This is a genomic window from Flagellimonas flava, from assembly GCF_050617915.1.
GTDB classification, from domain to species: domain Bacteria; phylum Bacteroidota; class Bacteroidia; order Flavobacteriales; family Flavobacteriaceae; genus Flagellimonas; species Flagellimonas flava_A.
Window position 1 is genome coordinate 1 of the sequence record NZ_JBODQE010000050.1, and the last position, 277, is coordinate 277.

The 277-nt window shown below is 63.5% G+C and carries 1 protein-coding gene; it reads right to left on the reverse strand.

The features are described from left to right. Window positions 1–277 (reverse strand): hypothetical protein (locus ACRHOZ_RS20930; RefSeq protein ID WP_431130206.1); only part of this gene is annotated, 277 nt, incomplete at both ends.

A 277-nucleotide genomic window follows, 5' to 3' on the forward strand; every position in this document is an offset into this window, starting at 1 on the left:
GGTGCGTTTTCTCGTAGTCGTATACCGAGTCGTCGGCGACGAGTTCGAGAGGAAGGCCGGCCGCTGCAGCAGACATCTCGGCCCGCGTGCACATCCCGGTATACATCTGCTGCCCGAACTCACGCGCGGCTTGGTCGGGTGCGTAATCTCCGTTCGCCAGGAAGGCGTTGAACACCAAGCGGGCACCGGGAGCAAGGCACTGGGCAGCGAGTTCGAACAGATTGCGCAGCTGCTGCGTCGTCCGGAAGTCCGGCACCACCTCGGAGAGCACCATCAG